A 9,783-nucleotide genomic window follows, 5' to 3' on the forward strand; every position below is an offset into this window, starting at 1 on the left:
CGGATGCTGGTGTTGACGCGCAAGGTGGGCGAGCGAATCGTGATCGGCGACGACATCGTCGTCACCATCCTCGATGTCCGCGGCGACGGGGTGCGCATCGGCATCGACGCGCCGCGGGGCGTCAGGATCCAGCGCGAAGAGGTGTTGCAGGCGGTCGCCGAGGCGAACCTCGCGGCCAGCCGGAGCGACGCCTCGGCCGAGGCGCGCATCCGCTCCGACCTCGGCGCCTCCTCCGACTGACCCCGCTTCGATCGCCGGTCAGTGGGCCGCCGATCAGTATGCCGTCCAGGTCGCCCCGTTGGCCCTGGCCATCGCATCCGCGTTCTTCTCCATCGCGAGCACGCTTCCGAAGTGGGCGACGGTCTGGGCGTATCCGCCGTAGGTGCGTGACTGGATGATGTGCATGTACTCGTGGATGGCGACGCTGGCCACGCGGTCGGCGGGGATGATGCTGAGCTGCAGGTAGATGACCCTCCTGTTGAGGTCCGTCGCCGCGTAATGGCCCTGGGACTGCCCGGAGTTGTAGACCACGTTCGAGAAGCCGAACCGCGCGAACGTCGCCTGGGCGATCGCGAGCTTGTCGCCGCTCGCCGCCGGGGCGCTCACCGGAGCGCTCGTCGTCGTCCGCGACGCGGCTCTCGGCGCGTGGGCCCGTGCGGCGGCTCGTGCCGCGGCCTGGGCGGCGGCCTGCTGGGCCGCCTGCTCCGCGGCGGCGCGGGCGGCCGCCTCGGCCGCCGCCTTCGCCGCGGCGATGCGGGCCTGCTCCGCCTGCCACGCGGCGACCGCGGTGGTGATCGTGGTGGTGTTGGCGTTGAGAGTGATCCGGTCCGCGACGGCCTGCTTGTAGGCCTTCTCCGCCGCCGTCTGATACCGCTTCGGCGGCGGGGTCCCCTTGGCCGTGCTGCGGGCTACGGCGGTGCGAGCGGTGTCGATGGCGTGCTCGAGCCTCGTCTCGGAGGCGTAGGCCTTCGCCGCGGCCGCCGACGCCGTGCTGAGCACGGCCGGATCCAGCACCTTGCCCGCCGAGGCGGCGACCAGGGTGTCGATCGCCTTGGCGTCGGTGTCGATGTGAGCGATGAGCAGCTGCTCGTCGAGCAGCTGTTGGGTGGTCTTCTCGGCCAGCTGGCGGTTCGCCGTGGTCGATTCAGCGCCGTGCTGGTTCAGTATCGCGCCGCTGGAGAACACTCCAGCGGCGCCGATGGCGATCCAGGTGATGACGCGGACGGTCAGTGCGGTTCGTAGAGGTCTCATGACCTGAACAATCGACAGCCGCACGCCCGCGGTTACACGGCGACGGTTCGATGTCGGAGGGGCATCGGCCGCGCACGGGGCGACATCCGCTCGAGATCACGGACCGGCACGAAGAGCGAGACTTTCTAGATCAAGCTGAGGGTTTTGACCGGCGTGATCTGAAATGTTGTTTGAAGGAGCGAATCGCGCGGCTCTGACATTCTCTTGAGAGCTTCGCCAGCGCTGTCGTATGTCGACTAGGCCCAGTGCCTTGTGTCCATAATCCTGCACTCCTTGGGAAGGCAAGAGGGGCGGGAGTCGCCGCTCACCGGTTTCCCGGGATCATCCTTCGTCCACGGCTCGCCGACGAAGAGGCGCGCAAGCGCCAGCCTCGGAACGATGCCTAGAACCTTCGCGCCGCGAACGGGGGATGGTGTCGCCGTCGCGTTATGCCCTAGCGTTCAGCTATCCAACGCAAAGGTTTCCTCATGCCCGAAATCACTCCCGACACCTCCGCCAACGCCGATTCGACAGCAGAGCCGTCGCCGACAATCGCCGTGCAGGCCGGTTGGTATCCCACTCCGGATGGTGAACAGCGCTATTGGGACGGTTCTGCCTGGACCAACTTGCTGTGGAACGGCGATGTCATGGCGCGGCCGGCCCTTGCCCAAACGAGAAAGAGGCGTCGTGCATTGATCATCGCAGTCGCGGGCGTTGTGGTGGTTGCGGGCTTGGTAGTTGGCGGGTTGGCGATCAAATCGAACATCAACTCCCACAATGCGCAGGTTGCTGCGGCTGCGCACGCTGCTGCGGTGAAGAAGAAGGCGGCGGATGCGGCCGAGGTAAAGCAAGAAAAGGACGATGCGGAACGAGCCGCGCGAAAGGCCGCGATCCCGGGCATTCAGGACAGCGTGAAAGACATGGCGACGAAGGACGTCGGCACGGGCGTGATCGACGGTCCTATTCTCGGTGTCAGCTGCTCCCCAGTCGGGGGAGGATCGACAGACGACCTCACCGAACAGACCACTGTTTTTCAGTGCTTTGTCTCAAACAAGGACAACGCGGACGGCACGCAGACCGGTTATTACTTCAACGCGACCATGAACTGGAGCACTGGGGAGTACACCTACGGCTTCGGCAAGCCCTAGGCGAGAACGCGTCGTGACGAGATGCGTCACCCCATGTTGCCGTCTCCGGCCGCGACCTCACACGAAGAGCGAGTGACGGGAATCGAACCCGCGCTACCAGCTTGGGAAGCTGGAGTTCTGCCATTGAACTACACTCGCGCGGCCGCTCCTGGGATGCGGCTCTGCGCAATCCTATCAACGCACCGCCCGGGTAGGCTCTGTCTATGTTGCTCTCGGATCGCGATATCAAGGCGGAACTCGACTCCGGACGGGTCGCGCTCGAGCCGTATTCCCCCGAGATGATCCAGCCGTCGAGCGTCGATGTGCGCCTCGATCGCTTCTTCCGGCTCTTCGACAACCACAAGTATCCGTTCATCGACCCCGCCGAGGACCAGCCGGAGCTCACCAGGCTCGTCCAGGCCGCGGACGGACAGCCGTTCATCCTGCACCCGGGAGAGTTCGTGCTCGGCTCGACCTACGAGCGGGTCAGCCTGCCCGACGACATCGCGGCCCGGCTCGAGGGCAAGAGCTCGCTCGGCCGGCTCGGCCTGCTCACCCACTCGACCGCCGGATTCGTCGACCCCGGCTTCACCGGTCACGTCACGCTCGAACTGAGCAACGTCGCGACCCTCCCCATCAAGCTCTGGCCCGGCATGAAGATCGGGCAGCTCTGCTTCATGCGGCTGACCTCTCCGGCGGAGAAGCCATACGGCTCCGCGGAGTACAGCTCCAGGTACCAGGGGCAGCGCGGGCCGACCGCCTCGCGGTCGTTCCAGAACTTCCACCGCACGGACATCCCGCGCGAGGAGCTCGCCGACTAGAGACAGACGCTAGCCGCGTCCGAGCTGTTCCAGCTGCCAGCCGAGCCACGGGCTGAAGGCGAACGGCGCGGCCTCGACCGAGAGGCGCAGGGCGTGCGGATCCACCCAGGCGAACTCCGCGACCTCGTCCGGGCGCGCCTGGACGGCATCCGTGGTCGTGGCCCGGTAGACCGGGCAGATCTCGTTCTCGACGATGCCGGATGCGTCGATGGCGCGATAGCGGAACTCCGGCAGCACGATCTCCAGATCCTCGACACGGATGCCGAGTTCGGCCAGCGCGCGGCGACCGATCGCCTCCTCCGTCGACTCGCCGGGTGCCGGGTGTCCGCAGAAGGAGTTCGTCCACACTCCGGGCCAGGTGCGCTTGCCGAGCGCTCGCCGGGTGACGAGAACGAGACCCTCCGCGTCGTAGACGTGACAGGAGAAGGCGAGGTGGAGCGGGGTGTCGGCTCCGTGCACGGTCGCCTTGTCCGCGGTGCCCACCGGATGGCCGTCCTCATCGACGAGGACGACGAACTCCGCGTCGGCGGCGGTCATGCGCTGATGGTGGTCATGGGTGACACCCAGCCTAACCTCCGTGCCAGGCGAGCCCGGAGAATGCGGATCGTCCTGGATGGATGACCACTGGAGGGATGCCTACTATGGGCAGGGGCTCGATCGGGTCCGATCGGCGGAGGGATACGGAATGATGGCCAAGGCGCCGACCGTCTACGACGTCGCCGAGCTGGCCGGTGTCTCGATCGCCACGGTGTCTCGGGTCCTCCGCTCGCCCGGTGTGGTCAAGGAGTCGACCTCGGTGCGGGTGATGGACGCCGTCCGGGAGCTCGGCTACCTCCCGAGCGGCAGCGCGAGGGGTCTCGCCGCGCGGCGCACGAACGTCATCGGCCTGTTCCTGCCGGGACACGACGCCATCGACAGGACGGATTCGTCGCCCCTGCCCGCGGAGGACGGCGTTCGCTTCGTCATCGACCACGGCGAGTCGCCCGCGGAGTCGCGCGACCTCTACTTCGACGAGGTGCTGCGCGGGGTCGAGGTGGAGGCGTGGAGCCGCGGTTTCGCCCTGATGATCGGGGTGGGCAGGGGATCCAGCCGGGAGGTCATGGCCGGGAACGTCGCGAGCCTGGTCGACGGGCTCGCGGTGCTCTCGAGGACCGTGCCGGACGAACTGCTGACCCAGCTCGCCCGTCGTATGCCCGTGGTGATGCTGGCGGGCCCGCGTGGCGACGACCGGCTCGATCACGTCGGGGTGGACAACGCCGGCGGGATGTACGCGCTGACCAGGCACGTGCTGGTCGGCCACGGCATCCGGGATCTCGTTTATGTGACGGGCCCGGACGACTCGCCGGACAGCGCGGAGCGTCGCGCCGGCTTCGATCGGGCGCTGGCGGAGGCCGGGGTGCAGGCGAGGGTGCTGCCGGGCGACTTCCTGCGCGAGGGCGGTCGTGCCGCGGCGGAGCGGCTGGCCGCAGATCCCCCCAGGGCGATCGTCTGCGCCAACGACCAGACCGCGATCGGAGTGCTCGAGGTGCTGGAGCGGCACGGCGTCGCGGTCCCCGACCGCACCATGGTGACCGGTTTCGACGGGATCGCCGCCGGCCGAACCACGAGGCCCAGGCTGACCACCGTGCGCCAGCCGATGGCGGAGCTCGGCCGCGTCGCGGTGCAGGCGATCACGGCGCGCCTGGCCGACCCGCTGATGCCGCCGCAGACGTTCGTCCTTCCCGTCGAGATCGTGCTGCGCGAGAGCTGTCCCCCGGTCGGATAGTCATCGCGGACGCCCCGAGGGCGGAATCCGCGTGCGCCTGGACCGGCTTCATCCCGGCTTGCGCTCTGGAATGTATGCGCTTACAGTGGAGACCACGCCCAAGGAAGGGACCGGTGGCAACGATGCGCCCACGAACAATGCGTCCAGCGAGAGCGCTGAAATCCGCGACGTCGACGATGAGGATCGCCGCGATCGTGACGGCGCTCACCGTAGCCGCGGCGACGGCCGGATGCAGCATCCAGATCCAGAGCAAGCCGGATCCCTCGATCGGCGCCGACACCATGCTCGTCGCCGCCGACAACGGCTCGCCCATGTTCGAGCGCAACTTCAATCCCTACCTCGCGAACACCCGGATCGCCGCGAAGTACATGTACGAGCCCCTCGTCGTCGTGAACAACCTGGACGGTGCCGCGCATCCGTGGCTCGCGACCTCGTACTCGCTTCCGGACGCCCAGACCGTGAACTTCACCATTCGCAAGGGGGTCACCTGGTCCGACGGCACGAAGTTCACCCCGGCCGACGTCGTGTTCACCTTCGACCTGTTGAAGAAGTATCCGACGCTCGACATCACCGGGATCTGGCAGTACATCGACACGGTCGAGACCCATGGCGACGTCGTGACCGTGCACCTCAAGGGCCCGGACTCGCCCGCCGCGCTCATCATCGCCCAGGTGCTCATCGTCCCCAAGCACATCTGGAAGGACGTGGCCAAGCCGGACACCTGGCGCGATCCGAACCCGGTCGGCACCGGGCCGTACACGCTCGGCAACTTCTTCCCCCAGCAGTACTCGCTCGACAGGAACGCCTCGTACTGGCAGGCGGACAAGGTCGCGGTCAAGCACCTCGTCCTTCCGGCCTCGAACACCCAGCTGGACGTCGTGACCAAGGGCTACGACTGGGCGTACTCGTTCATCAGCGACGTGGACGGAACCTGGGTCGCCGCGAACAAGAACAACACCTACTGGTTCCCGCCGGGAGGGACGATCGCGCTCTTCCCGAACCTCACGAAGGCGCCGTTCACCAACGTCGACTTCCGCAGGGGCCTCTCCCTGGCGCTCGATCGCACGGCGATCGGCGACGCGGCCGCCGAAGGATACATGCAGCCGGCCGGCCAGAGCGGCCTGCTGCTGCCCGCCCAGCAGAAGCTGCTCAACCCCGCGCTGCCCGACTCCGGTCTCGTCACGCAGAACACCGCGGATGCGCTCGCCTCCTTCGCCGCGGCCGGATACACCCAGCAGGGCGGCAAGCTCGTCGACGCCAGCGGAAAGCAGGCGAGCCTCACGATCGTGACGGCCAACGGCTACACCGACTGGCTGCGCGGCGTGCAGCAGGTGGAGAAGGAGCTCTCCGCCGTCGGCATCAAGGTGGAGGTCAGCCAGCCCCAGCCGGCCGCCTACCAGCTGGCCCTGCGCAACGGCGACTTCGATCTCGTCATGAGCGGCTACGGCGGGACCGGCTCCGTGTACCAGGACTTCAACAACCTGCTCTCGAGCGAGTTCCTCAAGCCCGTCGGCACGGAGGCGTCCAACAACTTCGAGCGCTACAGCGACCCGACCGTCGACCGTCTGCTCACCGACTACAAGACGACGACGGATGCCGCGAAGCAGAAGCAGATCGGATTCGAGCTGCAGAAGGTCATGTACGACCAGCTGCCGATCATCTCGCTCTACTACGGCGGATCGTGGGGGCTCTTCAGCACCCAGAAGTTCACCGGATGGCCGTCGGCGAAGGATCCGTACGCGAGCCCGAAGACCTACGACTCGACCCCGCTGCTGATCTTCACGCACCTGAAGAAGTCGGGAGGGGAGAAGTAATGAGTCACTTCCTCAAGAAGCTCGGGCTGTTCGTGCTCACCCTGTGGGCAGCGGTCACCCTCAACTTCATCCTGCCCCGGCTCATGCCCGGCACCCCCGCCGACGCGGCGCTCGCCAAGCTGTCGCAGAACGGTCCGGTCTCCGCGGCGACGCGAACGGCCATCGAGGCGCAGCTGGGGGTGCCGAACGGAAACCTCTGGGACCAGTACGTGTCGTACCTGCACCAGATCCTCACCCTCGACTTCGGCGTGAGCTACACGTTCTTCCCGCAGTCGGTGTCGTCTCTGGTCTCCCAGGCGCTGCCGTACACGATCGTCCTCGTCGGGGTCGTCACGATCATCGCCTTCATCGGCGGCACCCTGCTCGGTGTGCTCGCCGCTTGGAAGCGCGGGACCTGGCTCGACACCCTGCCGACGCTCGGCGGCAGCTTCGCCAGTGCGTTCCCGTACTTCTGGACAGCGCTGCTGCTGCTGTTCTTCCTCGGCTACGTCGGCCACCTGTTCCCGACCTCCGGAGCGTACGGCGTCACCTCGACGCCCTCGTTCAGCGGTCCATACATCCTCGACGTGCTCTATCACGCGGCCCTGCCGGCGCTCACGATCCTCATCACCTCGCTCGGCGGCTGGATCCTGGGGATGCGCAACACGATGATCAACACCCTCGGCGACGACTACGTGACCTTCGCCGAGGCGAACGGTCTCAAGAGCCACACGGTCGCCATCCGCTACGCGGCCCGCAACGCGATCCTGCCGAACCTCACCTCGTTCGGTCTCGCCCTCGGCGGGGTGGTCGGCGGGTCGCTGCTCGTGGAATCGGTGTTCGGATATCCGGGCATCGGCTATCTCCTGCTCAAGGCGGTCACCAACCAGGACTACCCGCTCATGCAGGCGCTGTTCCTCATGATCACGGTCAGCGTGCTGGTCGCCAACTTCCTCGTCGACATTCTGTACGGCGTACTCGACCCAAGGACACGACGATGACGTCTCCAGTACTCCTCAACCCGGTCCCGGAGAAGCGGAAGGAGAGCCGGATGGATGTCGCGGCCGCCCCGTCGCGCTGGCGTGTGGTCTGGCGCATCGTCAGCACCGTCTGGAGCAACCCGAAGGCGCGCATCGGCCTGGTCATCCTCGGGGTCTTCGTGCTCGCGGCGATCTTCGCTCCCCTCATCGCGCCGTACGGGGCGAGCCAGAACGGCTTCCCCCGTAGCGCAGACGGAAGCGCCGCGCACTGGTTCGGCACCACGGCCGCCGGCGAGGACGTGCTGAGCCAGCTCATCTACGGGGCGCGGACGAGCGTGCTCGTCGGGTTCGTCGCCGGTGTGTTCTCGACCGTCATCGCGGTGCTCATCGGGCTCAGCTGGGGCTATGTGCGGGGCTTCCTCTCCGACGTCATCAACTTCATCGTCAACCTCTTCCTCGTCGTGCCCGCGCTCCCGCTCATGATCGTCATCGCCGCCTACCTGCAGAACGGCGGTATCGGCATGATCATCCTCGTCGTCGTGATCACGGGATGGGCGTGGGGCGCCCGCGTGTTGCGCAGCCAGACCCAGTCGCTCCGGTCGCGCGACTTCGTCACGGCGGCCACCTTCAGCGGCGAGGGCTCGTTCCGCATCGTCTTCCGCGAGATCCTGCCGAACATGACCTCGCTCATCGTCGGCAGCTTCTTCGGTGCGGCGACCTCCGCCATCCTGGCCGAGGCGGGACTGGAGTTCCTCGGACTCGGCGACTCGTCGACGGTCAGCTGGGGGACGATGCTGTTCTGGGCGCAGAACTCGAACGCCCTGCTGACCGGTCAGTGGGTGCTGCTCTTCGCGCCTGGACTCTGCATCGCGCTGCTGGCCACCTCGCTCACCCTCATCAACTTCGGTGTCGACGGATTGAGCAATCCGCGCCTCCGGGAAGGAGCCGGACGATGACCGACATCCAGCCTCTGCTCGACGTCCGCGACCTCTCCGTGGTCTACGAGTCGACGGGAAGCGCGGCCGTCGAGGCCGTGAAGGGGGTGTCGTTCACCCTCCAGCGCGGGGAGTTCGTCGGTCTCGTGGGCGAATCCGGCTCCGGCAAGTCGACCCTCGGGTTCGCCCTCACCCGGCTGTCCAAACCGCCGGCCCGCATCAGCGGCGGCACCATTCTCTTCGACGGCCGCGACGTCGCCACGGTGGAGGGTGAAGAGCTGCGGGTGCAGCGTCACGGCGGCTTCGCGATGGTATTGCAGTCCGGGATGAACGCGCTCAACCCGGTGCGCAGCATCCGCAACCACTTCGTCGACATCTTCCGCGCCCACGGTCACGTCGCCCGCGCCGACTGGGAGGCCCGCGCCGCCGAGCTCGTCGGCAAGGTGGAGCTGCCGAGGCAGGTGCTCGACCGGTTCCCCGGCGAGCTCTCCGGCGGCATGCGGCAGCGGGTCTCGATCTGCCGCGCCATGCTCGGCGATCCCGACATCCTCTTGATGGACGAGCCGTTCGCCGCGCTCGACGCCTTCACGCGCGACGACCTCAACCTCGAGCTCCAGGCGAACTCGGCCCGCACGCAGGCGACGACCCTGTTCATCACCCACAACATCGACGAGGCGATCTTCCTCGGCGACCAGGTCGTGGTGCTCGACCGCCGGCCCGGCCGCGTGGCGCTCGTCCTCGACGTAGAACTCCCGCGGCCGCGGCCGCTCGCGGTGCGGGAGACGCGGGAGTTCGCCGATTATCGCGGCTTGATCCGGCGCACGTTCGAGGAACTCGGCGTGCTGAGGCGCGGCTCATGACGCGCGCGTCGTCCTGGTCCCGCCTGCGCGACCTCCTGCTCCCCGCGGCCGTGCTGTGCGGCTCCCTGCTGCTGTGGGAGGCCGCGGCCGACTTGCTCGCCGTGCCGGAATATCTCCTGCCCGCGCCCTCGCGGATCGCAGCCGCGATCGCGGCCGATCCTCAGCTCTTCGTGACGAACGCGCTCTACACGCTTCAGGCGACCGTCGGCGGCTTCGCGCTCGCCGTCGTGATCGGCGTCGCGCTCGCGGTGGTCATCGTCCAGTTCAGGTTC

General features: G+C 67.4%; 10 protein-coding genes, 1 tRNA gene and 1 pseudogene. 9 read left to right on the forward strand and 3 right to left on the reverse strand.

The window, feature by feature from the left end; genetic code table 11:
• Positions 1-3 precede the first annotated feature (3 nt).
• Positions 4-240: a carbon storage regulator CsrA gene (gene csrA / locus VGC18_RS04910; protein ID WP_331094819.1), complete on the forward strand. Its 237-nt coding sequence runs from the start codon at positions 4-6 to the stop codon at positions 238-240.
• 33 nt (positions 241-273) lie between these two features.
• Here csrA and VGC18_RS04915 read toward each other — a convergent pair whose 3' ends face one another.
• Positions 274-1,251 (reverse strand): hypothetical protein, encoded by a 978-nt coding sequence (locus VGC18_RS04915; protein ID WP_331094821.1) that lies wholly within the window; start codon positions 1,249-1,251, stop codon positions 274-276.
• A 467-nt stretch (positions 1,252-1,718) separates the two neighbouring features.
• Between VGC18_RS04915 and VGC18_RS04920 the strand changes: the two genes are divergently transcribed.
• Positions 1,719-2,378: a DUF2510 domain-containing protein gene (locus tag VGC18_RS04920; protein WP_331094823.1), complete on the forward strand. Its 660-nt coding sequence runs from the start codon at positions 1,719-1,721 to the stop codon at positions 2,376-2,378.
• Between the two features lie 67 nt (positions 2,379-2,445).
• On the opposite strand, the gene VGC18_RS04925 is transcribed toward VGC18_RS04920, so the two are convergent.
• A tRNA-Gly gene (locus VGC18_RS04925) sits at positions 2,446-2,516 on the reverse strand.
• Positions 2,517-2,581: 65 nt separating this feature from the next.
• Between VGC18_RS04925 and dcd the strand changes: the two genes are divergently transcribed.
• Positions 2,582-3,178, forward strand: a complete 597-nt coding sequence (gene dcd, locus VGC18_RS04930) for a dCTP deaminase (RefSeq protein WP_331094825.1) — start codon at positions 2,582-2,584, stop codon at positions 3,176-3,178.
• Positions 3,179-3,187: 9 nt separating this feature from the next.
• Here the strand turns inward: dcd and idi are convergent, their stop codons facing one another.
• Complete coding sequence (gene idi, locus VGC18_RS04935) at positions 3,188-3,715, reverse strand: isopentenyl-diphosphate Delta-isomerase (RefSeq protein WP_331094827.1); 528 nt, start codon at positions 3,713-3,715, stop codon at positions 3,188-3,190.
• Positions 3,716-3,791: 76 nt separating this feature from the next.
• Here idi and VGC18_RS04940 point away from each other — a divergent pair, with 76 nt between their 5' ends.
• From VGC18_RS04940 to VGC18_RS04965, 6 genes and pseudogenes are all read left to right on the forward strand, one after another.
• Positions 3,792-4,943: a LacI family DNA-binding transcriptional regulator gene (locus tag VGC18_RS04940; protein ID WP_331094829.1), complete on the forward strand. Its 1,152-nt coding sequence runs from the start codon at positions 3,792-3,794 to the stop codon at positions 4,941-4,943.
• A 122-nt stretch (positions 4,944-5,065) separates the two neighbouring features.
• Positions 5,066-6,757 carry an ABC transporter substrate-binding protein gene (locus VGC18_RS04945; protein ID WP_331094845.1) on the forward strand — a complete coding sequence of 564 codons (1,692 nt, stop codon included), beginning with the start codon at positions 5,066-5,068 and terminating at the stop codon, positions 6,755-6,757.
• Positions 6,757-7,737 carry an ABC transporter permease gene (locus tag VGC18_RS04950; RefSeq protein WP_331094831.1) on the forward strand — a complete coding sequence of 327 codons (981 nt, stop codon included), beginning with the start codon at positions 6,757-6,759 and terminating at the stop codon, positions 7,735-7,737. The genes VGC18_RS04945 and VGC18_RS04950 overlap by 1 nt, the downstream gene beginning before the upstream one ends.
• Positions 7,738-7,787: 50 nt before the next feature.
• On the forward strand, positions 7,788-8,672 hold the full coding sequence (locus VGC18_RS04955; protein WP_414672856.1) for an ABC transporter permease: 885 nt from the start codon (positions 7,788-7,790) through the stop codon (positions 8,670-8,672).
• A complete protein-coding gene (locus tag VGC18_RS04960) occupies positions 8,669-9,511 on the forward strand; it encodes an ABC transporter ATP-binding protein (RefSeq protein WP_331094835.1) in 843 nt (280 codons plus the stop codon). The genes VGC18_RS04955 and VGC18_RS04960 overlap by 4 nt, the downstream gene beginning before the upstream one ends.
• Positions 9,508-9,783 (forward strand): annotated as a pseudogene (locus VGC18_RS04965) (hypothetical protein); the annotation flags it as partial. The gene VGC18_RS04960 and the pseudogene VGC18_RS04965, both read left to right, overlap by 4 nt.

It is taken from the genome of Lacisediminihabitans sp. (genome assembly GCF_036404185.1).
GTDB lineage: Bacteria > Actinomycetota > Actinomycetes > Actinomycetales > Microbacteriaceae > Lacisediminihabitans.